24 protein-coding genes are annotated in these 24,517 nt (G+C 35.9%); 17 read left to right on the forward strand and 7 right to left on the reverse strand.

The annotated features are described in order from the left end of the window. Positions 1 to 340: 340 nt before the first annotated feature. Genes MHB40_RS00795 through MHB40_RS00825 form a run of 7 tightly spaced genes read left to right on the forward strand, consistent with a single transcriptional unit; the run spans position 341 to position 6,116 of the window. The gene (locus MHB40_RS00795; protein ID WP_342533705.1) at positions 341 to 2,752 is read left to right on the forward strand and encodes a Na+/H+ antiporter subunit A; all 2,412 of its coding nucleotides are present in this window, start codon (positions 341 to 343) and stop codon (positions 2,750 to 2,752) included. Then, positions 2,742 to 3,164, forward strand: coding sequence for a Na(+)/H(+) antiporter subunit B (locus MHB40_RS00800; RefSeq protein WP_205446416.1), 423 nt, complete (start codon positions 2,742 to 2,744; stop codon positions 3,162 to 3,164). The genes MHB40_RS00795 and MHB40_RS00800 overlap by 11 nt, the downstream gene beginning before the upstream one ends. A 3-nt stretch (positions 3,165 to 3,167) precedes the next feature. Beyond that, on the forward strand, positions 3,168 to 3,506 hold the full coding sequence (locus tag MHB40_RS00805) for a Na(+)/H(+) antiporter subunit C (RefSeq protein ID WP_004233143.1): 339 nt from the start codon (positions 3,168 to 3,170) through the stop codon (positions 3,504 to 3,506). Beyond that, positions 3,499 to 5,004 (forward strand): Na+/H+ antiporter subunit D, encoded by a 1,506-nt coding sequence (locus tag MHB40_RS00810; protein ID WP_342533706.1) that lies wholly within the window; start codon positions 3,499 to 3,501, stop codon positions 5,002 to 5,004. Before MHB40_RS00805 ends, MHB40_RS00810 begins: the two co-directional genes overlap by 8 nt. Then, the gene (locus tag MHB40_RS00815) at positions 5,004 to 5,486 is read left to right on the forward strand and encodes a Na+/H+ antiporter subunit E (RefSeq protein WP_205446418.1); all 483 of its coding nucleotides are present in this window, start codon (positions 5,004 to 5,006) and stop codon (positions 5,484 to 5,486) included. Before MHB40_RS00810 ends, MHB40_RS00815 begins: the two co-directional genes overlap by 1 nt. Next, the gene (locus MHB40_RS00820; RefSeq protein WP_205446419.1) at positions 5,486 to 5,770 is read left to right on the forward strand and encodes a Na(+)/H(+) antiporter subunit F1; all 285 of its coding nucleotides are present in this window, start codon (positions 5,486 to 5,488) and stop codon (positions 5,768 to 5,770) included. Before MHB40_RS00815 ends, MHB40_RS00820 begins: the two co-directional genes overlap by 1 nt. Then, entirely contained in the window at positions 5,748 to 6,116 is a 369-nt protein-coding gene (locus tag MHB40_RS00825) for a Na+/H+ antiporter subunit G (protein ID WP_205446420.1), read from the forward strand. The genes MHB40_RS00820 and MHB40_RS00825 overlap by 23 nt, the downstream gene beginning before the upstream one ends. A 734-nt stretch (positions 6,117 to 6,850) precedes the next feature. Here the strand turns inward: MHB40_RS00825 and MHB40_RS00830 are convergent. Continuing rightward, positions 6,851 to 7,567 (reverse strand): DNA-binding response regulator, encoded by a 717-nt coding sequence (locus MHB40_RS00830; RefSeq protein ID WP_342533707.1) that lies wholly within the window; start codon positions 7,565 to 7,567, stop codon positions 6,851 to 6,853. 14 nt (positions 7,568 to 7,581) lie between these two features. Next, positions 7,582 to 10,590 carry an ATP-binding protein gene (locus MHB40_RS00835; RefSeq protein ID WP_342533708.1) on the reverse strand — a complete coding sequence of 1,003 codons (3,009 nt, stop codon included), beginning with the start codon at positions 10,588 to 10,590 and terminating at the stop codon, positions 7,582 to 7,584. A gap of 422 nt (positions 10,591 to 11,012) precedes the next feature. Here MHB40_RS00835 and MHB40_RS00840 point away from each other — a divergent pair, with 422 nt between their 5' ends. The 3 genes from MHB40_RS00840 to MHB40_RS00850 all read left to right on the forward strand — a co-directional run bounded on the left by MHB40_RS00840 (position 11,013) and on the right by MHB40_RS00850 (position 13,315). After that, on the forward strand, positions 11,013 to 11,807 hold the full coding sequence (locus tag MHB40_RS00840) for a transporter substrate-binding domain-containing protein (RefSeq protein ID WP_342533709.1): 795 nt from the start codon (positions 11,013 to 11,015) through the stop codon (positions 11,805 to 11,807). Positions 11,808 to 11,940: 133 nt separating this feature from the next. Beyond that, positions 11,941 to 12,600, forward strand: a complete 660-nt coding sequence (locus MHB40_RS00845) for an amino acid ABC transporter permease (protein WP_036075291.1) — start codon at positions 11,941 to 11,943, stop codon at positions 12,598 to 12,600. After that, the gene (locus MHB40_RS00850; RefSeq protein WP_205446424.1) at positions 12,593 to 13,315 is read left to right on the forward strand and encodes an amino acid ABC transporter ATP-binding protein; all 723 of its coding nucleotides are present in this window, start codon (positions 12,593 to 12,595) and stop codon (positions 13,313 to 13,315) included. The genes MHB40_RS00845 and MHB40_RS00850 overlap by 8 nt, the downstream gene beginning before the upstream one ends. A 50-nt stretch (positions 13,316 to 13,365) precedes the next feature. Here the strand turns inward: MHB40_RS00850 and MHB40_RS00855 are convergent, their stop codons facing one another. The 5 genes from MHB40_RS00855 to MHB40_RS00875 are packed head-to-tail and all read right to left on the reverse strand — an operon-like array spanning position 13,366 to position 17,545. After that, a complete protein-coding gene (locus MHB40_RS00855) occupies positions 13,366 to 14,409 on the reverse strand; it encodes a saccharopine dehydrogenase NADP-binding domain-containing protein (RefSeq protein WP_342533710.1) in 1,044 nt (347 codons plus the stop codon). Next, positions 14,406 to 15,110 carry a class I SAM-dependent methyltransferase gene (locus MHB40_RS00860; RefSeq protein ID WP_342533711.1) on the reverse strand — a complete coding sequence of 235 codons (705 nt, stop codon included), beginning with the start codon at positions 15,108 to 15,110 and terminating at the stop codon, positions 14,406 to 14,408. Before MHB40_RS00860 ends, MHB40_RS00855 begins: the two co-directional genes overlap by 4 nt. A 33-nt stretch (positions 15,111 to 15,143) precedes the next feature. Beyond that, a complete protein-coding gene (locus MHB40_RS00865) occupies positions 15,144 to 15,812 on the reverse strand; it encodes an ABC transporter ATP-binding protein (protein WP_342533712.1) in 669 nt (222 codons plus the stop codon). Between the two features lie 37 nt (positions 15,813 to 15,849). Then, positions 15,850 to 16,593, reverse strand: coding sequence for an ABC transporter permease subunit (locus MHB40_RS00870; RefSeq protein ID WP_342442176.1), 744 nt, complete (start codon positions 16,591 to 16,593; stop codon positions 15,850 to 15,852). Next, positions 16,568 to 17,545, reverse strand: coding sequence for an ABC transporter substrate-binding protein (locus MHB40_RS00875; RefSeq protein WP_342533713.1), 978 nt, complete (start codon positions 17,543 to 17,545; stop codon positions 16,568 to 16,570). Before MHB40_RS00875 ends, MHB40_RS00870 begins: the two co-directional genes overlap by 26 nt. Before the next feature lie 112 nt (positions 17,546 to 17,657). On the opposite strand from MHB40_RS00875, the gene MHB40_RS00880 reads away from it, so the two are divergent. The 7 genes from MHB40_RS00880 to MHB40_RS00910 all read left to right on the forward strand — a co-directional run bounded on the left by MHB40_RS00880 (position 17,658) and on the right by MHB40_RS00910 (position 24,509). After that, positions 17,658 to 18,710, forward strand: coding sequence for a helix-turn-helix transcriptional regulator (locus MHB40_RS00880; RefSeq protein ID WP_342533714.1), 1,053 nt, complete (start codon positions 17,658 to 17,660; stop codon positions 18,708 to 18,710). An 844-nt stretch (positions 18,711 to 19,554) separates the two neighbouring features. Continuing rightward, positions 19,555 to 20,016 carry a GNAT family N-acetyltransferase gene (locus MHB40_RS00885; protein WP_342442180.1) on the forward strand — a complete coding sequence of 154 codons (462 nt, stop codon included), beginning with the start codon at positions 19,555 to 19,557 and terminating at the stop codon, positions 20,014 to 20,016. Between the two features lie 80 nt (positions 20,017 to 20,096). Continuing rightward, positions 20,097 to 21,161, forward strand: coding sequence for a hypothetical protein (locus MHB40_RS00890; protein WP_342442181.1), 1,065 nt, complete (start codon positions 20,097 to 20,099; stop codon positions 21,159 to 21,161). A gap of 19 nt (positions 21,162 to 21,180) precedes the next feature. Further along, a complete protein-coding gene (locus MHB40_RS00895) occupies positions 21,181 to 22,293 on the forward strand; it encodes a hypothetical protein (RefSeq protein ID WP_342442182.1) in 1,113 nt (370 codons plus the stop codon). Between the two features lie 18 nt (positions 22,294 to 22,311). Further along, positions 22,312 to 23,439 carry a hypothetical protein gene (locus MHB40_RS00900; RefSeq protein WP_342533715.1) on the forward strand — a complete coding sequence of 376 codons (1,128 nt, stop codon included), beginning with the start codon at positions 22,312 to 22,314 and terminating at the stop codon, positions 23,437 to 23,439. Positions 23,440 to 23,480: 41 nt separating this feature from the next. After that, the gene (locus MHB40_RS00905; RefSeq protein ID WP_342442184.1) at positions 23,481 to 23,993 is read left to right on the forward strand and encodes a tail fiber protein; all 513 of its coding nucleotides are present in this window, start codon (positions 23,481 to 23,483) and stop codon (positions 23,991 to 23,993) included. Between the two features lie 15 nt (positions 23,994 to 24,008). After that, the gene (locus tag MHB40_RS00910) at positions 24,009 to 24,509 is read left to right on the forward strand and encodes a tail fiber protein (RefSeq protein WP_342442185.1); all 501 of its coding nucleotides are present in this window, start codon (positions 24,009 to 24,011) and stop codon (positions 24,507 to 24,509) included. Positions 24,510 to 24,517 lie beyond the last annotated feature (8 nt).

Here is a 24,517-nt window from a genome sequence, read left to right on the forward strand (position 1 = left end):
AAAGCTAAATTGCTTTCATATGCCACACTATTATGCAGTGAGTTAAATAGATAGTCAAGTGTCTTCATTGTGCTGATATAAACTAAGTTGTAACTGTATAAATTATCTGATTTTCCACAAGTTATTTAGGCTTGCATCGGGTTAGAAGTGACTAAATAACTAAAATAACCATTTTTATAAACGATAAGGCACTTTAACACCCCACCACATTCCTTTAAAAAATTTCAAGAATACATCTAATATGTTACTTAGCTTGAACAAATTTCTAAAGTCTTAGCACTTTACATGCCAATCACCACAAAAAATTTGCTAGATGATTTTGATAGTAGGAGGTTTTCATTTGGTCACAGTTCTCATCGCGATACTTTTGCCATTTGTTTGTGCTGCACTGATTCCATTGCTTTACAGGCGACTAAGGCGTGTCACACATCTTGGCTGGTTTGTTTTATCTGTTCCATTCATCTTATTTCTTTTACTCGCTCGCTATATTCCTCAATTAGCCGAGGGTAAAACGTTTATTCATACATATGAGTGGATTCCCTCTTTTAATATAAATTTCACAACTTACCTAGATGGACTCAGTATGATTTTTGGTCTGCTGATTACAGGTGTAGGTAGTTTAGTCATTTTATATTCTATTTTTTATTTATCAACGAAAGAATCTCTTCATCATTTTTACTGCTATTTATTACTATTCATGGGCGCTATGCTTGGCGTTGTTTTTTCAGATAACCTAATGGTATTATACACATTTTGGGAATTGACAAGTGTGTCATCATTCCTATTAATCGCATTTTGGCATCATAGAAAGGCATCTCGTGCAGGGGCCAAAAAAGCGATGATGATTACAGTCTTTGGTGGACTATCCATGCTTGCAGGCTTTTTAATGCTCTATGTAGCTTCACATACATTTAGTATTCGTGAAATTGTAGCGAATGTAGAGATTATACGGGATCATGCTCTATTTACGCCAGCCCTCATTTTAATTTTACTAGGGGCTTTTACAAAGTCTGCACAATTTCCATTCCACATTTGGTTGCCTGATGCTATGGAGGCCCCAACACCTGTTAGTGCTTACTTACATTCCGCAACAATGGTTAAGGCAGGCATTTATTTAGTTGCTCGTTTTTCACCAGTTTTTGGCGGAGAAGCAACGTGGTTCTGGCTAGTTAGTGTTATCGGTCTAGTTACATTATTCTGGGGTTCATTTAATGCGGTTCGTCAAACAGATTTAAAAGCTTTATTAGCCTTTTCAACAGTAAGTCAGCTTGGCTTAATTATGAGTCTATTTGGTCTTGGGTCTGTTGGTCACTATTATGGCTATGGTGAAGATTCTATTTTATACACACAGGCAAGCTTTGCTGCACTATTTCACCTCGTGAATCATTCGACTTTTAAAGGAGCCTTATTCATGATGGTTGGAATTGTCGATCATGAAGTAGGTACTCGTGATATTCGTCGTCTCGGTGGCTTAATGTCTTTAATGCCTATCACTTTTACAATCGCAGTCATTGGTGGCTTCTCAATGGCAGGACTACCACCATTTAATGGATTTTTAAGTAAGGAAATGTTTTTTGCAGCAGTATTGGCTATTCGCGATGTAGAAGCATTCTCTATTGCTGATATAGGGTTATTTTTCCCATTAGTAGCATGGGTGGCAAGTATTTTTACCTTTGTCTATAGTTTGATTTTAATTAGTCGTACATTTTTGGGTAAACTACAGCCTGAGAAGATCGATAAAAAACCACATGAAGCTCCACTTGGCATGTTAATTTCGCCAATTATTTTATGCTTGTTGGTAGTTGGTATCTTTTTCTTCCCGAATGTGTTAGGTCACTATATTTTAGAGCCTGCCATGGCAAGTATTTATCCTACATTCCCGACTACAAGTGAATTAACACCACATATCCATGCATGGCATGGCATTAATGCAGAGTTATTGATGACAGTAGGTGTCATTATTATTGGGATTATTTTATTCAAAACTTTAAAAAGCTGGAAGCCACTCTATCGTCTGTTTTCACAAAAGTATACGTTTAATACGTATTACAATCGAATGATAGAGATGAGCGAAAATGGCTCACAGAAGCTCACTAATAAATATATGACAGGTAATTTAACACATTATTTTGTCTATATATATGTATTTTTTATTGCACTTATAGCTGGTTATTTTGTTTGGTCAGATGCTATGACTTTTAATTTTGACAAAGATTCCGCTATTGAATACTACGAGTTAATCCTTGTATTTGTCATGATCTTTGCAGCCGTTTGGATGATTTTCGCAAAGGGTCGAGTGACAGCGATGTTGCTTAATGGTGTACTAGGCTATTCTATTGCCTTCTTCTTTGTTATTTTCCGTGCACCAGATCTAGCTTTAACACAATTAGTTGTTGAATCGGTCACAACAGCTTTATTCCTTTTATGTTTTAAATATTTACCAGATTTAATGCCAGAGGTACCACGTAAAAGGGTTCAATGGTCAAAAGCATTGATTTCTATTTTTGTTGGGGCAACCGTAACAATTGTTGGTTTAGCAGTCGTACACTATGATCGCTTTGAACCAGTGGCTACTTACTTCAATGATGCTTATGAATTGGCTGGCGGTTCCAACATCGTTAATACAATATTAGGGGATTTCCGTGCTTTTGATACGATGCTAGAGGTTGTTGTTCTTCTGATTGCTGGCTTAGGGGTCTATGCTCTGACAAAGCTTAAGCCACGAAAGGAGGAAGCAGATCATGAAAATTAATGATGTGATTTTAAGGACCATCACCAAGGCAGTCGTGTTCATTATTTTAACACTCGGTGTGTATTTGTTCTTCGCTGGGCATCACGCTCCTGGTGGTGGCTTTATAGGTGGTCTGGTGTTAGCCTCGGGCATTGTTTTATTATATCTAGCCTACGATATTGAAACTGTGCATAAAGGGATGCCTTTCGACTTCAAAAAAGTTGCAGCTCTTGGTGTATTGCTTGCAACTGGAACTGCAATAGGTTCGTTGTTTTTCGATGTACCATTTTTAACACAAGCACATACGTATATAGATGTTCCTATATTTGGGAAAATGGGTTTTTCAACTGTCACTATTTTTGAAGCGGGTGTGGCTTTAACAGTGGTGGGGGTTGTTGTAACAATTATTTTAAGTATAAGTGAGGATGAGTAGCCAATGGAGTCTTTAATACTTGTTTTAGTAGGTATATTAGTAGCTGTTGCGACGTACTTAATCCTCTCGAAGCAGTTATTGCGTGTTATTTTAGGTACTGCTGTTTTATCACATGCTGCCCACCTACTGATTCTGACAATGGGAGGTCTAAAAAAAGGAGATGTACCATTATTAGGGGAATCAGAGGGACCATATACAGATGCGTTACCACAAGCATTAATTTTAACAGCTATTGTCATTAGCTTTGCTGTCACTGCCTTTGTTCTCGTTTTAGGCTATCGTGCGTACAAAACAAATGGTTCAGGGAATTTTGATGAATTGAGAGGTACGCCGGATGAGTAATATGATTGTTTTACCATTAATTGTACCGGTAATTACAGCTATTTTACTGGTGTTTTTAAAAGAGCATGTGATGTTACAACGTATCATCAGCTTATTGACATTGAGCTTTATTATTATCATTAGCATCATTTTATTAGTAGAGATTCAAGAACAGGGTGTGATGCGCATTGATTTTAGTGGTTGGGCACCTCCATTTGGAATCTCATTTGTTGCAGATTCATTTGCGACACTTCTAGTTTTAGTTGCAAATCTTGTAGCCCTCATTTGTATGTTATATGCAATTTTTACGATGGAGCTAAGGTATGAAAAAATGTATTTTTATTCATTTACCTTACTCATGGTAGCGGGCGTCAATGGTTCATTTTTAACTGGAGATATTTTTAACTTATTTGTATGTTTTGAAGTAATGTTGCTCGCTTCGTATGCACTTATCAGCTTAGGCGGCGAAAAAATTCAGCTACGTGAAGCATTGAAATATGTACTCATCAACATTGTTGCCTCTTGGATTTTCTTAGTGGCGTTAGCTTTTCTGTATGGAACAGTAGGCACTTTAAATATGGCTCATATCTCCGTTCGTGTAATGGAGGCAGGAGCTAATCCACTTATTACAACAGTGGCGCTTATTTTCTTAATCGTCTTTAGCTTGAAGGCTGGACTTTTATTATTCTTCTGGTTGCCAGGCTCATACAGCGTACCACCAACTGCCATTGCTGCTTTATTTGCTGCTTTATTAACAAAGGTAGGGATCTATGCACTTGTACGTAGTTTTACTTTGCTGTTCCCTAATAATACTGAGGTCACACACACAGCCCTTGGCATCATGGCTGGAATTACAATAATAGCAGGTTGTATCGGTGCTCTTTCAAGTCGTGATGTTAGAACGATAGCCTCCTACAATGTGCTAATTGGTGTTGGCTTTATAATAGTTGGACTAGCGGTTGGCACTGAGTCAGCATTACAAGGTGTTATCTATTATTTAATGCATGATATGGTAGCAAAGGCTATGTTGTTTTTAGCAGTTGGTATGATGATATATGTCACTGGGGAAACAGTAATTGATAAAATGAGTGGACTGATTCGTAATTATCCTTTCTTTGGGTGGCTATTCTTTATAGCGATGTGCTCATTAGCTGGTATACCACCATTAAGCGGTTTTTTAGGAAAGGTTTTAATTGGACAAGGTGCGATAGAAGGTGGCCATTTCGTTCTATTAGGTCTAGGGTTTTTCTCTAGTTTAATTGTTTTATATTCACTGCTACGGATATTTCTTTCTTCCTTTTTTGGCGAAACGATTATTAGCTTAGAGGATGAAAAACCTTTACCAAAACGTATATTGTTGCCATTAACATTACTGGCTGCCTGTACAATTGGTTTAGGTATTGGGGCAGAAAAATTGGCACCATTTGTAACAGATGCAGCTGAAACACTTTATACACCATCTATCTATATCGATGCAGTTTTAGATGGCGAACAATGGCAAGGTGAGGTGAATAAATAATGGCGATGCAGTTTATTTTAAATTTATTTATCGCAGCACTTTGGTTACTCCTACAGGATGAAGTGACACCACAATTTTCGACATTTTTGATGGGCTTTTTTGTAGGTATGGGTATTCTATATGCGATGCATCGCTTTTATGGTACTCAATTTTACTTGCGAAGAGTCTTTTCAATCATTAAATTATTATGGCTGTTTAATTGGGAGCTATTTTTATCAAGCTATAGTGTATTAAGACAAATCACTACACCTAAGCTAAACATTACGCCTGGTATATTCACATATAAAACTGTACTAAAGGGAGACTGGGAGATTACAGCACTTGCATTACTGTTAACATTAACACCTGGCTCTGTCGTCATGGAAGTGTCTGAAGAGGGCGATGTTTTTTATATTCATGCCATGGACATAGAACAGTCTAAGGATGCTGTTATACGATCAATTGGAAAATTTGAGCAAGCAATAATGGAGGTGACACGCTAATGATTAACAATATATTACTTCTTGCACTTGCTTTCTTTAGTATTTCCATTGCGCTGTCGTTGTATCGTGTTATCCGTGGCCCATCAATGCCTGATCGAGCAATAGCTCTCGATACAATTGGTGTTAATCTATTATCGGCTATTGCGATTGTCTCTATTATATTGAAGACGAAGGCATATTTAGAGGCTATTCTTATTTTAGGTATTTTAGCGTTTATCGGAACGATTGCCTTTACAAAATATATAGAAAGAGGTGTGATTGTTGAACGTAAATCAGATGATTGAATGGGCGGCAGTTATCCTTATTCTTATAGGTTCCATCGTGAGTGTGATTAGCGCATTTGGAATGATTCGCTTACCAGATGTCTATACACGATCACATGCTGCTACGAAAAGTTCTACGTTATCAGTTTTAACCTGTTTATTAGGAGCGTTTATTTATTTCTGGGTGCATGACGGTTTTGTTAGTGTACGGCTCATTTTAGGTATTCTTTTCGTCTTTGTGACAGCACCAGTCGCTGGACATTTAATTTGCCGTGCAGCCTATCGTTCTCACGTTCCATTAGCAGAGGGCTCTGGAGAGGACGAATTAAAGTCAAAATTATTTCCTGAAGAGCATTCGATAAAATAGAAGGAGGAGGCTGGGACAGAACTCGATTATCTTGAATAATAGCGAAAATTGATGATAACTTTTTCGCTTTGATGAGTAGAGTGTTCCTTCCTAAATCAAAAAATGTTAGTCCGAAACAATCGGTCTAACATTTTTTCTTTTTGTCTCAGCCTCTCATAGTCTTGAAAAACAAAACCAATTTAATTTTTGTGAAAGGTGAAAATGGATTTCCGTTGCAGGCTACTTGCTTTCCTCCGCTATCGCTCTGTTTAGAGGCTCGCCTGGCTCGTGATCTTACGGGAGTCAAGTAGCCTTCCACTCCAATTAATAAATATTTAACTTTTTTAGCGAAGGTTTTCAAATAAAGTGAAGGAATGTACTCTTTAGGGAGGGGTGTTGTCACTTATCACTTCTCCACATTGAAAATAAAGAGCCTATCCCCCTAAGAAGACAGATAATGGGCTATTTGATTGCTATGCTAGTATGAAAAAAGTAAAGACATTTGCAGAATGGTTGATTGGAGAGGAGTCAGCGTCACTCTTAGGGGATTTAACGGCTTATCGGACGGCCCACTAGAAAGGACGCTGGCAGAACGGAAATCAACTTCTCGTCTTGTTAAAAGGTTGATGGATAGATTGTTCCAAGGGGATAAAATTTCTGAACTAGATGAGAGAGCAGTGGATTATAGTCAGTTATCATTGGGCAATTCAAGTGGAAAAGGGAAGTTGATCGGTTTAATCAACTTCCCTTTCAAATTATTCAGCTTGAAAAACTAATTGATAGCCAGAGCCTCTTACCATAACAATTTTTGCTGTGTGTCCTGGGATCGTTTCCAGTTTTTTTCTTAAATTGCTGATATGAACTCGTAATGCTTGTGTTTGTCCAAAGCTATCCTCGCCCCATATAAGTTGATACAGCTCAGCAGCTGGAAAGGCTTGATTGCTATGCTGTGCTAAAAAGGATAAAATTTGAAATTCCTTTGTTGGTAAAGTTAATACAGTATCACCAATTGAAACTTTCCCTGAGTGTATATGAAAGTGTAATGTGTGAATAATTTTCGTTCCTTCATTCACAGAAGTATAATCAATTGGTTGTATCAACTTTTTATGACGCTTCCGTTCAAGTAGCCGCTCAATGGTTTTTAAAAGTCGGCTGTGGTCAATGGGCTTTAAAATATAATCTATAGCCTGTACATTAAAGGCCTCTAAAGCATAATTTTCATATGCTGTCACAAAGACAATATCCATGTAGCTTGAGACATCTTCTATTTTAGAAGCAAACTCAAGACCAGTCATTTCGGCCATTTCAATGTCTAAAAACAGAATATCAGGTTTTAATATATCAATATTTACTAAACCATCCTTTGGATTCTGGAAGGTTCCAATAATCTCTATAGAGCCACTTGCCTTTAGCATGGATTCTAATAAACGAATGGCTAAAATTTCATCATCTATAATAACTGCTTTTAACAAGCTGCTCACATCCTTTATGTAGTAATTATCGGAAATCTTATTTCAACAGTCGTTCCTTCATTTTCAAGGCTATCAAAATGGATAGTAGCGTTATCGAATTTTTTTAATCTTTTTGAAATATTTAGAATACCAATACCTTGACTAGCGGTTTTTTCACCGTTTTGAATTTGCTGTAAAAGCTCTGCAGATATACCAATGCCATTGTCTATCAGTTGGAAAATCACCATTTGCTTTTCCTCCTTTATAACTAATTGTAGCCTGCTATGCCCTTTTCCTACTTTCAGACCATGAAGAAGTGCATTCTCCACTAAAGGTTGAAGCAATAAAGGGGGAATAAGACATTGAATAGGCTCATCCATGCAAATTTTAAATTCTAATTGCTCTGGATATCTAGTTCGATGAATATTTACATAAGCCTCAATAAGACTAAGCTCTTTTTCTAAAGGAACAAGACTGTTGGCATTTTCAAAGGCAAAACTATTACGCAAAAATGTAGCAAAATCTGTAATCATTGTCCGTGATTTATCTAAGTCTAAATAGCTAAGTGAAAGAATGGAATTTAAGACATTATAAATAAAATGCGGTTTAATTTGTGCTTGTAAAAACGCGGTTTCCATTTTCACAGCTGTTTCTGCAGACTCCTTTAATAAAAGAAGATTACGAACTCTTGTCTTAAGCTCGGTAGCATCCAAGGGTTTATGTAAAAAGTCATTTGCACCAGATTGAAAGGCTGCAATCATATCCTCTGGGCGAATCGCTGCTGTCAACATTAAAATAGGTAGCTCTGTAGACGTGTAATTTTGTCTAACCTGTTGGCAAATCTCGTAGCCAGAAATAGTGGGCATCATAATATCCAAAATTAATAAATCAATACCAGGTTGTTGTGTAAGGTATTCAAAAACATGGTGTCCATTATCAATTGCTATAATGGAATAGTTTTCTTGCGTCAAAATATCTATTAACACCTTTAAGTTAACAGCGTCATCATCTACAATTAGGATTTTTTTCTTCCCTATATTTTCAACAATATGTGGGAATGTTAGGAAGGGATGTTGATATGTTTGGATTGGCATTGATGGTAATTCCTCGTTTGTCGGCTGTGCTTTTCGTAATTTGATTGAAAAGGTTGCGCCTTGTCCAACAATAGATTCTACAAAAATTTTTCCACCTTGCCGCTCAACAAGCTCCTTTGTAATATGTAAACCTAATCCACTGCCATCAATTGAATAGTTGAATTGTTGAAATGCATTAAAAATAGTTTTTAAATTTTCTGGCGCTATTCCACAGCCAGTATCCATTATTTCAATCACTAAAAATGACTGTTTCTCATAACAAGTTATATCAATTTTTCCTTCATTTGTATACTTCACTGCATTATGAATTAAATTATATAAAATTTGGCGAAGACGATTTTCATCGGCTTGGACAAAGGTTCCCCGTTCAATATGATTATAAATTTTTACATTTTTGCTGATCGTATAGGATAGCACTTCTACAGTCATATGTGTAATTGCATATAAATCTACAGAGGTCATACGCAATGTTAATTGGTTCTCCTTCAGCTTTGAAAAATCAAGTAAATCATTGACTAAATAGGATAGACGTTCAGCAATATTGAAAATAAGTGATACTTTTTCTTTTTGTTCGTCCGCTGAGATGGGAACGCTATTGTCTTTCAGCATAGACTGCGAAATGCCAATAATACCATGTAAAGGTGTTTGGAATTCATGGGATGTTTTAGCAAGAAATTCATCCTTTAATTTATCTACACGGATAAGTGCCTCTGTTAGCTTGCCTTTTTCTAAATAAGAATCGGCAAAACGATGAGAAATATATAGTGAAAGCATTGTTAGGCAAATAAATGGCAACAGCGGTGGTAGGGCATTCAGTTCTAGATTAATATTTGTATTTAACGTTGCAACGATAAAATAAAGCAAAATGGCTAATGAGCTTAAAGTTAAATACATTACACCAGTAGCACGTTGGTAAATTGCCATAATTTGCGCATAGAAAATATAAACAATATTTGCGAATACATATAGTGAGTTAATATTCTGAAATAGCGAATTAATTGATGTGGGAAGCATTGCAACAAGAATAAGAAGGGTTCCTACAGCGCAAAGCACTTTCACAACCAAACGATTCATATGTTTTTTTAGAGCACGGTAAAAATATAACAATATGAAAAGACCGACAGCTATACTAGAGATCATTTGCATTTTCTGAAATGGTGCGTAGGGCATATCTATAAAGGCTAGTAATAACTTTTCCCCATGTGTAAGGGTGTAGAGACCACTTGAAAAGCAAAATAAAGCAAAATAAAGCTGCTCTATACCAAATTTTGAATAAAGATAAGAGCCAAAAAAGTAGATAAACATTGTTAAAAAGCCTGCTAAGGTAATTAAATCGTAGAATAGTGCACCCTCTCGTAGCTTGGCAATACTAGATTGATCTCCTAAAAAAATGGAGCTAATAATTCCTCCGCCGGGTGCATAATCAAAATTTGCCACATGTACAATCAATTCAAGTTCTTTTTTATCAGGCGAAAAATAAGCAGTATATGGAGTATTGTGTGGTATATAACTGCTATCCTCAGCTGGCTCTCCGCTGTGCCCAACTCTCTTTCCGTTAATATACAATGCGTTCGACATACGGATGTTACTTGTCTTAATCCCTAAAATATCTTCGGTATCATCGATTAAAACCTTGAGACGATAAGTCCCGCTATCAAATACAGGTATTTGTTGCCCATCAATTGTATATTTTGTCCATGCTGAAGGGACATCGACAAGATAGCTTTGATAAGTATCAAAGGCTTCACCGTCAACTAAATGATTCGGGATGAATGACCACTCCCCATCCAATTTGATAGGCGTATTATCGTTAAATGTATGATGGCGTAAATCCATCACACCTTTAATCGCTTGTTGCCCATGCGACTTAGGTTGAGTTAAGAAAAAGGTAATGCCTGCTATCAGCATTGAACCAATAATAATTGCGAACAACAACGATAATTTTTTCATTATAAAAATCCCTTTCAAATGATTTAGTTGGATTATACAAGATAACTTACGCCATTAATATAAAATTCCTACTAACGATGAAATCAAACTATTGTGAGCTTAAATGATGATGATCAATCCCTGTATCTGAACCGCCTAATTTAAGTTGTTTTTATGATCGAGGAATAAATAATGATAAAACGGAAAATAGTAAAGTTACCTTATAGAAAGAACGAAAGAAAAATAAATTGACTTATCAGAAAATTATGTATAAAATATTTAGCTAAAAATTTTTTAGTTTATCTTGATTATTATTTCAAAAGAGTATATCTTAATTAGCAGATAGATTTTTTATTCTTCAATATGAATAAATATCCAATCGACTATTTTCGAGAGATGTATTCTCATACACAATAAATTATAAATAAAAGGAGTTACTGAATATGAAGAACAAGTTATTCATCACAATGCTTGTATTAGTAATAGGTGTTCTTGCAGCATGTGGCACTAAAGATAATAATGCAAGCGATACAGGATCTACTACTGATACAGAGGGTAAGCAAGTATTAAAAGTTGGTACATCAGCTGACTATGCACCATTTGAATATGTGGATGCAGCAAAAGGCGAAGAAATCATTGGATTTGATATTGATCTAATCAAATTAGTTGGAGAAAAAATAGGTGTCGATATGCAAGTGCAAGATATGGACTTTAACAGTTTAGTGCCAGCATTACAAGCAGGAAAAATTGATGTCGTTATTTCTGGTATGACACCGAACCCAGAGCGTGAAAAAGTGGTTGATTTCTCTGATAAATACAATGAAACAGAGCAAGTAATCCTTGTTAAAAAGGATAGCGGTATTAAAAAAGAAGCTGACTTAGCTGGTAAAAAAATAGGTGTACAGACAGCATCTATCCAAGAGAACTTAGGTAATGCAATAGCGAAAAAGGTTGATGTAAAAGTCGAAGGGCGTACACGAATTCCTGAGATCGTTCAAGATATGATGTCTAAACGTTTAGACGCAGGTATTTTAGAGGGTGGCGTTGCGAAAGGCTATTTAAAAACAAATGATCAATTAGAAGCTTTTCCTGTAGAAGAACAGCCTGAAGATTTCAAAGCAATCGCTGTGCCAAAAGGAAGCGATTTAAAAGATAAAATTAACAAAGCATTAAAAGAGCTAGCTGAAGAAGGCAAAATTCAAGAGCTGGAAGAAAAATGGATAGAAAAAGTTGAATAATAATTGCGTGCGATAGCTCTATTTTTGGGCTATCGTTTGTGCATTTCATTTTTAACCTCTATATCTCTTCCAAATTTGTGTTTGGTACAAAAAACAAAGCTACATCATGATGAAAAAGAAAGGAGGGAGCGCTGTGAATTTAGATTTTACAGCTATTGTTCCCTCTATTCCTTATATTTTAAAAGGGATAGGTGTTACACTTCAAATTGCAATCGGTGCATCCATCATCGGTTTTATCGTAGGTATACTTTTAGCATTATGTAAAATTGGTAAAGTGAATTTTTTACGTTGGTTTGCTGATTTCTATACGTCGATTTTCCGCGGTACACCACTTGTATTACAATTACTGATTATTTATTATGCAGTACCACAATTACTAGATATTCAAATTGAACCCATTCCAACAGCGATTATTGCTTTTGGTTTAAACTCAGGTGCATATATTTCAGAAATTATCCGTGCGGGTATTAATGCAGTCGATAAAGGACAAATGGAAGCGGCACAGGCACTGGGTATTCCATATGCAAAAATGATGAAGGATATTATTATTCCGCAAGCAGTGAAAAATATTTTACCATCTTTAGTAAACGAATTTATTACATTAAATAAAGAAACGGCAGTTGTGACAGTAATCAGTGCATTAGATATTATGCGTCGTGCCTACATAGTAGGGGGTTCGACATATCGTTATCTTGAGCCATTACTTTTTGCAGGAGTAATCTATTACATCATGACGCTTGTTTTAACGTTCCTTGGTAAACGAATCGAGAAAGGAATGAGAAAAAGTGATTAAAATTGAAGATTTACACAAATCTTATGGACAGAATGAAGTATTAAAAGGCATTTCAACTGAAGTTAAAGAAAAAGAAGTAATTGCTATTATTGGACCTTCTGGATCAGGTAAATCGACATTTCTTCGTTGTTTAAACTTATTGGAAACTCCGACAAGTGGAAAGGTAACGATTGCAGGGGATGTCCTAACAGATAAAGGGACAAATATTATGAAAATACGTGAAGAAGTAGGGATGGTATTTCAGCATTTTCATCTTTTCCCTCATAAAACGGTGCTTGAAAATTTAACATATGCGCCAATTAATGTAAAGGGTATGGATAAGGCTACTGCTGTCAATAAAGCAGAAGAGTTACTGAAGAAAGTAGGTCTGTTTGAGAAGCGTCAAGAATATCCAAATCGATTATCAGGCGGACAAAAACAACGTGTTGCGATTGCGCGAGCACTTGCTATGAATCCAAAAGTTATATTATTTGATGAGCCTACATCGGCACTTGACCCTGAAATGGTGAAAGAGGTATTGGCTGTAATGAAAAACCTCGCAGATTCTGGTATGACCATGTTGATTGTGACACATGAAATGGGCTTTGCTCGTGAGGTTGCTGATCGTATTCTTTTCCTTGATGGCGGCAAGCTTATTGAAGATGCTTCACCAGAGCAGTTTTTTACAGCGCCATCAACACAGCGTGCTAAGGATTTTTTAGAAAAGGTATTATAAAAAATAAAAGGCATTTAGCTCCCCGTCTAGGCGAATGCTAAATGTCTTTTTTATTGAATGGACATTTCGAATTGAGCCTGTAAGGTTTCTAAAGTAAATAGCTCCTCAATATGATAGGCTCCTGATGGATGATTGTTGTTAAGGAGTTCTTTCGCAATAAATGCTGCAACTTTCGCTGTTACGAGAGATTCATCGCGTTCTAGAAAGTCTAATGTATAACTTGTTTCTTTGTGATGTTTTTTTCCAATGGCTTGTATTTGTATACCACACACATCAGAACCAATTTTAATTTTTTGAATAAGTGAAGCGAGCAAGGTTTGGATACGGTCAAATTTTAATAAGTAAGCAATTCTACTTTTTTGTAAAAAGGATACAAATCTATTGAGCGACTCTACATCAAAACCTAATCTTGTTTCGATAGGAATAGAAGGAAAATGCTTTGTTAATGTGTGCTGGTCAGAGAAATTAAATTGATACACACTACGTTTTCCAATCTTCTTAAATTTCACGGTTCTCTTATTAGTGAAATTAGCAACTCTCTGATTGTTGTAGCTACTGAACGGTGTATTTAATTGATGCAATATCCAAAGAATTGCTGCAGTGCCATGCGTATCGCCTGCGCCGAGTAAGATAGAAATATGCAGCTCCTCTACGGAGGATAATTGCTTTGCAGCATGCATGGCCATTAAATTTGTCAATCCTGGAGCCATACCAACACTAAATATGGCTGTTGAATGATTCTGTTCAGCTAGTAAGTGGAGTGCCTCTAACTTTTTTAGGAAGGTATAGCTTGCAGTAATATCGATATACATAATCCCTTCATTTAAGCAAAGCTGTGCAAATGCAGTATCTTTTTGCTCTAAACACATAATAACCAGTGCTACATTATTTAATTGCTCTGGTTGCACTTTTTTCGACACATCCAATTGTAGAGGTCTTACTAAGTTATTGTGCTGGGCGCAGAAATGCTTTGCCTTTTCTATATTTCTTCCGGCAATCCATATTCTGTTAGGATAGCTTTGCAACAATAATTTTGCAATTTTCCCTCCCACTTCACCATAGCCTCCGATGATTAAGATATTCCCATTTTTCATAAAGTAGTTTCTCCCTTAATAGCGACTAAAGCGTCAATCATATGTGTTTTAAAATATGGAAGGATTGTCGTAAAACCAGCCTCTTTCAGCAAATCAATAAGCAATTCAAGAGTAATCGGGTGAGTTGTCATGCGAAAGGATTGTTCAAAGCGTTCCCAATGATCCTCGCTTATTCCGTTATGAAGCATGGAGCTTCGCCAATAACGAAGCTCGTGACTGAATGTTGGGGAAGTTAAATCAGCATTAATCGATGAGATAAATAACACACCATTTTCATTTAAGCTATCCGCAATTTTTTGAAGCATTGTCCTCTTCTGGTCCAGGTCTTCAATAAAATGTAAAACTAAATGACAACTAGCTACATCGAATAACTCATTCACTCTTAAGGAGAGTAAATCCTTCTCAAGCCACTTAATAGTAAGCTCGTGTGGTAGCGATTCAATTTGTTTAGCAGCCAGATCCAGCATTACCTTTGAGGTATCGACTGCTGTGAAATGGGCAGAAGGAAAGGATTTGCCTAATGTGAGTAATTCCTGTCCGCCACCAGCACCTACTACTAAAAATTTATTTGCAGCAGTAAAAATGTGAAGTATATTGGCCATCATGTCATAGATAAGATCATAGCCTATGATTCTTTGTCGAATGGACTGTTGATATGTGTTGACAGAAGGACTGTCCCAGTTATGTAAAGATCTACTCATTAAAATACCTCCAAAATAATTAATTTCTATGCGTTAAGATTCCGAGAGCAATTCCTTCATCTTTAAGCAATCATTCGGATGAAAGGCTGATGATTGTTTAGTGAAGTCACCCAGTATTTGTGTAGGACTATTCCCTAAAATAAGTATTCGTTGTCCAAGAAAAAGAGCCTCGTGTAAATCATGTGTCACTAATAAAACGGTTGGTTGATAGTCCAACCAAAGTGTATGGACTAACTGCAACATTTCCTTTTTTAAACGGACATCCAGTGACTGGAATGGTTCATCCATTAATAAAAGAGCTGGTTGATTAACCATTGCTCGAATAAGTGAGACTCGCTGTTTCATACCTCCACTTAATTGATGCGGATAGTGTGCTTTATTGTGATAGAGCCCTGCAATTTTTAATAATTGATTTATCCGTTCCACATCAACTGTCTCACTGACCCATGCAATATTTTCAAATACGGTGAGACTAGGAAGAAGACGTGGCTCCTGAAAAACATAGCCTAAAGATCCAGTAGGAGAGCTTATTAGCCCTGAATCGGGTGATATAAGCTTTGCAATAAGCCTTAATAATGTCGTTTTTCCGATACCTGAAGAGCCTAAAATACATGTCACTGTCTGAGGGGCAATTTGTAATTGAAACTGCTGAAAAATTTCCTTTTGATTTCTTGAAAAGAATAGATTCTCAAGGATTAACATAGGTTAAGCTCCTTTCTAAAGATGTACAGGAATAATACTAGATAGATTGCTTTAGTAGTCTTTGTAGGAAAAACTCCATAGCTAGACCAACTAATGCAAGTATGATCGTCCAGGCAAACACTGTTGGGGTATCAAAGAAAACACGTGCTTGACTAAGCTGCTGACCAATCCCTCCATGACCCACAATTAACTCTGACATGACAATTGTCTTCCACCCCATTCCAACTGCTATTAATAGGGCTGAATGTAAGTAAGGTGATACTTGTGGAAAATAAATATCTCTTATCACTTTCTTACGTGAAACTCTAAAACATTGAGCTATTTCGAGCAGTTCTTGAGGAGTTTGAAGTATCCCTTTCATGACATTAAAGAAAAAGATAGGCACTAAAGTGACGAAAATAATAAAGATTTGAGCACCACCCTGTTCTCCAAACCATAAAACCGTAAATAACATCCATGAAACGGGAGGAATGGATTGAGCTAATGTAATAAGCGGTTTTATAAAATCTTTTAACTTATTTGATAAACCTGCTGCGATTCCTAAAATACTACCCAATAACAAAGACAGCAGTATTCCAATAAGAAAGGACAGTATTGTAATAAAAAAGGCGGACCAAAACACAGGGCTTCCTAATAGTTTGAATAAGACAGAAACAACTACAATAGGGCTAGGTAATAGTACGTCAGGATATTTAGTAGCTAATATAATCCAGAAAAGTATTAGCACGATCATGCTACCTGTTGAACGAAGTAGGCTATTCATTGTAATAGAAGTCTTCATTAGGTAATGCATCACCTATAGAGTCAGGTGCAATCTCTAGTAAAATCTTAAAATAAGCTTCTGTTTCATTCCGCGCTTGTTGAGCGGTTTGAAAGTGTAAGGAGCTATTTGTTAATGCACTTTCCATGATTTTTTCATTGCTTTTGAAAAAATCACTCAATAAGGGCAAGGAAACATCAGGCTGTTGATATAAATCAGTAATTGCTTGTTCAGAAAGCGCTTGAAATTGTTTAATAGCATGTTGGTTACTAGATGCCCAAGCCTTATTTACAAAAATACCGGTTTGAGGTAATTGTTTGCTAAATTGTTTCTGCCATACTTCTTCAAAATTGATGGCAATATGTAAATCTGTCTGTAAATTAGCTTGCACTATACTTAACAATGGCTCTGGAATAACAACATGTTGAATAGCTCCTGATGCTAGTTGTTGACCAATTTCAGATAGATTGACAAAGGAGAGCTTAACACCTGGGATATTATTTTGAGCAATTAAGTAATTTGTTAAAATATCTGGTGGACCACCTTGACTAGGTACGAAAATAGTTTGATGTGCTAAATCTTCTAATTTTTGAACCTTGTCATCCGTAGAAACAAGAAACATAGAGCCAAATGTATTGACTTGAATAAGCTGTAAAGGCATACCTTTTGCATATAGATTTGCCCCCATATTAAGAGGAAGTGCAATAAATTGTGCTTGTTTTTTTTGTATTTGAGCTAAAAGGGTATCTGCTGTTTCCCAGGTAATAAGTTCAATATCCTTCTGTTGCTCTGCCAATAAGATACTTGGAAAAATAGCTGGCGATTTAGGTGCACTAATAGTAGCTTTAAGAGTTTGCTGTTCTTCTGAATTCTGATCACTACCCGCAGTTGCTGGAGATGATTTCTCTGAGCAGCCACTAATAACGGCAGTTGTTAGTAAGACAATAAAAAATAAAAAATAAAATTTCTTCAAAATAGTATTCCTCCTTGTTGAACTTCTGTACAATTCAATTAAGAATTATTCTCAATTATAAACTTTCGGAAAAAAAGAACTATCCCATATTTCTGGGGGGAGGTAGGTTTTTATGAAGGAAGCACACTATTGGCAAAGAAAATCTGAACAATGCTTCAAGCACAGCAAAAATTCATTTGAATATCGTCAATTGATGATAGAAGCTCTACGAACACATATAAACTTTGATGCTTATTGCTGTACATTAACGGATGCACATACACTTTTTTCAGTAGGAGCAGTCACAGAACAATCAATAGAGGCGATTCATCAGAAGATTATGGAGTTGGAATATACGACAGAAGATGTAAATAAATATGGATTCTTAGTACAAAGTGGTCAAAACATAGGTAGGTTAAGCGATTCGTCAAGTCAAAGCTTCCGTTATAAAAAAGTGTTTATGCCCAATGGTTTTAGTGATGAAATAAGAGCTGCATTAACCTATCAAGGACAATGCTATGGGTTTTTAACACTTTTCAAAAGAGCTAAAAATGAGCAGCCTTTATTTCAAGATCAAGATCTAGTGCTTATAAAAATACTGATGCCAATTATGGGGGAATCGTTAAAGGAGTTCCATCATTATATTATTGAGGAGAGGATTCCAGCTGTAGAAGGAGAACAAGGCATTGTTATTTTTGATAAAAGGTTAAAAATTCTTTCAAGTAATACCAAAGCTTGTGAATTGCTCTCTATTTTAAGAAAGTATGAAAGTTTAGCCGATATACAAGTACCTAAGCCTATTCAAGCTATATGCGCAAAGCTACTAGCTGACAATTACAATTCAAATACTTCTTTAATAGTACCTATCAAAGATACAGGCTATATTGCTATTCGGGCATCACTATTGCTGACAAGCCAACAAGAACAGCAAATTGCTTTATTAATAAATGAAGCATCATCAAGAGAAATGCTCAATTTTTTAATAACGGCCTATAATCTTACCCCTAGAGAAAAGGAAGTAGTGTTTGAAATTATTAAAGGGATTCCTACAAAAGAAATTGCTCATAATCTTGATATTTCAACTTACACAGTACAAGATCATTTAAAGGTAATTTTTCAAAAAGTAAATGTCTCGAATCGGAATGAGCTAGTATGGAAGATCTTTTCCCGATTCCAATTAGATTAATAAGGTGAACAATCAAAAGAATCTGCTAGCTTTCTGGCAGATTCTTCATTGTGTTGAAAAAAGATGATGTCAATGGCAGAAAAAGCAACTTTGCAAGGTGAGAGGTTGATTTCCGTTCCGCCAGCGTCCTTTCCAGGGGGCGTCCGATGAGCCGCTTCACTCACTTACGTTCGCTCCAGGGTCACATCTGTGACGCTAAATCCCCTAGGAGTGACGCTGGCTCCACTCCAATCAACCATTCTGCAAAATGTCTTTACTTTTTTCATACTAGCATAGCAATCAATTAGTCCATTATCTGGATTCTTAGAGGGGATAAGCTCTTATTTTCAATGTGGAGAAGTGATGCGTGACAACACCCTTCCATAAAGAGTAGTGAACACCTTCACTTTATTTGAAATCCATTTCTACCTTTCAATTGACTGTTTTGTTTTTCAACACTAATAAGAATCTGCTAGCTTTCTAGCAGATTCTTATTGTTTATTAACATTCCATCAGTAGGTGTGTGATTGGAAGCTATTAAGCTACATCAGTGATAGTTAAAAAGAAGCCAATAACTATACTTTAGCTACTAACATCACTAATCATAATAAAAGGTTAAGAAAAATTAACCTAAAAAATGGAATAAATTCATAGTGAAATCTATTGACCTATAATATAATGAAAAAAAGGCTGAAAGTCACCAAATAAATGCAATAATAGACTTTAAATTTGGGTATTAAGGATTAGTTATTAATAGGGTTTAAAAAATCTGAATTTTAAGATAAATGAAGTGGGAGAGATATAACAGACATGGGTTATAACTCTATAATCATTAAGATTTTCAAGAAAAGAAGGGGGTGAGAGGATGAAAGTAGAGCTTAAATCTACTACAAAAGATGATGAGCCATTCCTTTACGAAGTCTATGCTTCTTCTCGTAGGAAAGAAATAGATTCATGGGGATGGTCTGCTGAACAAATACAGCACTTTTTAGAAATGCAGTGGTGCGCACAGCAGACCTCATATAGGCAGCGATTTCCACAGGCAAACCACTGTATTATTACTTCAAATGAGCAATATATAGGGAGATTGTTAACAGAAGACTTACCTGAGCAACTACATATAATTGATATCTCTATTCTGCCAAGCTTCCAAGGTAATGGAGTAGGAACTTATCTAATTAGCAATCTTCAGCAAAAGGCAAATGAAGAAAATAAACCAGTGATATTGCAAGTTCTTCATACAAATCCTGCAAAAAATCTATATGAGCGATTAGGATTTCAAGTAGTGTCAACGGATGAAATCTATTTAAAAATGAGATGGCAATAAACAAAATGGATTTGAGTGTTGCCACTCTTTTAAAGCTACAACCCGTCCATTATTAAAAAATAAAGAGAGGTGAATGTGAATTGCCAATATCAAATACGGCTTTACAGACATATGAAGAAGATTTACGGCAAACGATTCAGTGCTTTTTTAATTTAGAGGGACAAGTCGAAAGTATCATTGTTCACATTGACAGCAATATCAAAAGCTATATTCGAAAAAAAGAAAGAGGATTCTTATTAGCGAGTAAAAAGAAAGAAAAATACCTCGGAGAACTAAGAATACTACAATCGGATTTACAAAAATCTTTAATCGGTATTTCTCATATCAAACAGCTACTTGTCAATGAAATAAACACTTTGCTAAAAGATAGCAGAGAATTTCAGCAAGCTTTTAAGGAGATGCTTCCCTTACTGCCATTTGCACTATCAAGCTATCCCTTTGAGACAAGCCTTTCTTCAAATGTTCAATTTAGCGTATTTCTGTCCCCCTTAATTGAAAAAGAGATAGTAACAAAATTGCCACTACTAACTGCAGCATTTGAATCGAGCCAAGTGAACGGGATAATAGTAACTCTAGAAAAATTTGATGTGAACATAAAAGAGCAAATAAATGAAGCCAAAAGCAGTGTAGCTAAATTAATGTCTAGCGTAACGGAAACAGAAAATGAATTGGATAGGCAATTTGGTAATGTCATCTCAAATTTAAATCAAAGTGATAGATTGTCAGAATCCCCCTCTACTCAACAGGACTTCATTGCTGAGATTAAAAGCAAGGGAGAGCAGTTGAAAATATGGGCGGACCATTATCAAATGTTTCATACAATGCTTGGAAAAGATATGGAATTCCAAGAAGCTATACATCTAACGGCAAAAGTATTAAGCGAAGGTTTAGAGGAACCAGCGCAAATCTATCAAAACCAGAGAATTTTACAAGGAGCTTATCTACTTGAAACAGGCGCGACCTATATGACATTAGCACAAGATTTAAAGCTTTCTGAACAACAGGCAAAGTTGCTAGTAGCAGCATACTTATTGCTAAACCAAGAGAGCATAGTAGTAGTTGCTGAACAAGTGAATTTGGAATTGATGGAGATTGAAGCTTTTTATAAAGAAAATAAAGAATTTTTTTCTTTAATTATTTCCTAAACAGAAAGGAGAAAATGCTATGCCAATTTCGGAATACCAATTAGACAATTATGTGAAGGAACTTCAACCCAGTATTAAAAATATAATTGAACTAGAAGACAAGCTTGGAAAAGCCGGTGGAGATATAGACAGTATTTTATCCAAATTAAACGATGAAGGATTTGATCTTGGTGCATGGCTTGGTGACAATCTATTTCGGACAGATAACCCGAAAAGGAAAGAAACAGCTATTCAACTGTTAAATGACTTAAACAATGAATTAAGTTATGCAAAAATTGATTTAAATATTTTAAAGCATGATATCCAAGATGAATTAAATACTTTATTAAAGGAATATGGGGAATGGAAAACTTACTTTGATAATAGGTTACCATTCATTGCATTTTCCATAGCTGTACCTAAATTCCAGGCTTCTAATCCCTTTCATCGATTAATGCTAGGGTTTGTATTAACCATCGTATTGAAAGATATATTATTACCAATATTTGAGGTGTTAGGGTTAGGTGTTGTAGGTCTTATCGTGGTGGTGGTGTTAATAGATGGAATAATTCAAGGCGAAAAAAGAATGGAGCTATTTGAAAATATCCAAAAAGAAACAAAAGTAGCGATGGAAGATGTTAAAAAGCTAAGGCAGGATATCAATGATGTGCAGGTACAAGTAAATACCTTTTTTGAAGATGTGGCAAAGAGCTTTCAAGAAACAGGCTTGTTAACGAAGCCATATACAAACCATCAGGAGCTAGTATCGTTTGTAAAATTACAGGCTGGGACATTAAGACGTTGGTCGGATCAATATGATTCGATGAAGCGAATGATTAATAAAGGCTTAGATATTGAATTTTCAGCAGAAGTGGTTGCTGCAAATCTAGTAAATAAACAAGATGATAAAAGTGAATTAGACAATTATACCAAGCTGTTAATGGGTGCATACCTTATTGAAATGGGAGAGTCCAATAGTGTAGTGTCTCAAAAGCTTGATATGTCCTTAGAAAGAATTAAAAAAGTAAAAGCAACCTACATGTTATTTAAAATGCATACACCAGATGAAATTGCACAAGTCTTGGAAATGGATGTAAACGAGGTCATGACGATTCAAGAGACGAATAGCGATTTAATAGCAATTGTTAGCTAAAAAATAATCTTAGAATGGATGGATAATATGGCGATTACAGAAGCGACATTAGCAACCTATGTAGAAGAATTACAGCCTGCTCTAAAAAATATTTATGAGGTAGAAGACAAGCTGGCTGAGTGTAAAGAGGGAATTGATAGCATCATTTCTAAGCTATTAGACGAGGATTTAGAAATTAGTGCATGGCTTGGTGATAATCTATTTCGTACAGATAACCCAGAGCGAAAAGTACAAGCAATTAAGCTTTTAAAAGAGCTGAAAAGTGAGTTAAGTGGAACATCAATTGACTTAAATATTTTAAAGCATGATATCCAAGATGATTTAAATAGTTTGCTAATGGAATTCCTCGAATGGAGAAAATGCTTTAAAAATACGTTGCCGCTGATTTCTTTATCAATCGTTGTGCCTTCTTATAAGAAAATCGCTTTAGATAAATATGTGGCGCTTACATTATTTGTAGTTAATCAATGGATTGGAAAAATAAAAGTGCTGGATAGCTTAGTTGCGAAACTAGGTACGCTTGGTGCAATAGCTGCTGTCCTTTACCTTATTACAGGAATTATTCAAGGTGAATTGCGGAAAGAGTATTTTGAAAATATTCAAGCAGAAACGAATAAGGCAAAAGAGGATTTAACTAAGACCAAACAAGAGATTAATCGTGGACAGAGTCAAGTTAATGCTTTCTTTAAAGATCTTGCAATGACATTTAAGGAGACAGGACTTTTACAAGATACTGTTGTAAATCATCGAGAGCTAGTTTTCTTAGTAAAGGAGCAAAACTCTACATTACGCAAATGGTCAGATCAATTTAATGCTATGAAACGGATGCATGAAAAAGGGATGGATTTATCCGTGGCAGCAAGTATAGCTGCTGAAGCATTATGTAAAAACACCGCGGATCCAAATGAGTTACAAAAAGTCACTAATACTTTATTAGGCTCGTATTTAATAGAGAGCCATACAGATTTAGCTGAAATCTCCAATACCTTAAAAGTTTCTGGGGATCAAGCAAAGAAAATAAAGGCTATGTATATGTTATTTACGAAGCATACACCATCCGAGATAGCAAGAGTCTTAGAAATGGAAATCCAAGAAGTCGAATCTATCCAAGAAGAAAATAAGGATATTTTAGCGAGTGTTGCTTAATATAGCATTCATCGAAATTACAATAAGGGAGGATGTGCATAATGTCAGATCAATATGTAGGCGAAATACGCATGTTTAGCGGTAAATATGCTCCAGTAGGGTGGGAATTATGCAATGGTCAATTATTGACTATTACAGGTAATGAGGCACTTTTTTCATTAATAGGTGTCAAATATGGGGGAGATGGTAGAACGAATTTTGCTTTACCAGATTTACGTGGAAGACTACCGATTCATAATAGTTCCCAGTTCCCCTGGGCAAGTAAAGGTGGCACGGAGACGGTTGCATTAACAGAGGAAAATTTACCTGCCCATACTCATAGTGTTTATGCCAATAATATACCAAATGAAGCAACCGAAAACTCACCAGCTAATAATACCTGGGGAATATCTAGCCTTACAAACTATCAAACGAATGTTTCCAGTAATATTGTACAAATGAACAACGAGTTAGTTTCTAATGTAGGTGGAAATCAATCTCATAATAACATTATGCCTTCATTTGTCCTTAATTTTATAATTGCAACGCAGGGACTTTATCCCGATTTTCAATAAAAAGGAGTGAGTATAATGGCAGAGCCATTTTTAGGCGAAATACGTCTTTTTAGTTTCAATAAAATACCGAGAGGGTGGCTTCCTTGTAATGGTCAAACATTACCTATAACTGGAAATGTTGCGTTGTATTCATTGTTAGGAGTTACGTATGGAGGGGATGGCAAGACAACCTTTGCGCTTCCGAATTTACAAGGTAGAGTACCATTACATCAAGGTAATCAGATTGCTTACGGAACAGTAGGAGGAGAGGAAGCACATACATTGACAGTTAACGAGATACCCTCTCATACCCATGAAATAACAGCAGATTCTTCGACAACAGATAAGCCTTCACCAAAAGACAATACATGGGGTGCAGTTAATGGGAAGAATATTTATGCTAAAAACCATAACACAGCTATGAATGAAACTGCTTTGTCAAGTACAGGACAGAATAAAGCACATAATAATATGCAGCCCTATTTAAGCTTATCATTTTGTATTGCAACAATGGGCATTTTTCCAAGTAGAGGATAAGGAGGGAC

It is taken from the genome of Lysinibacillus sp. FSL K6-0057 (assembly GCF_038630885.1).
Taxonomy (GTDB): Bacteria; Bacillota; Bacilli; order Bacillales_A; family Planococcaceae; genus Lysinibacillus; species Lysinibacillus fusiformis_F.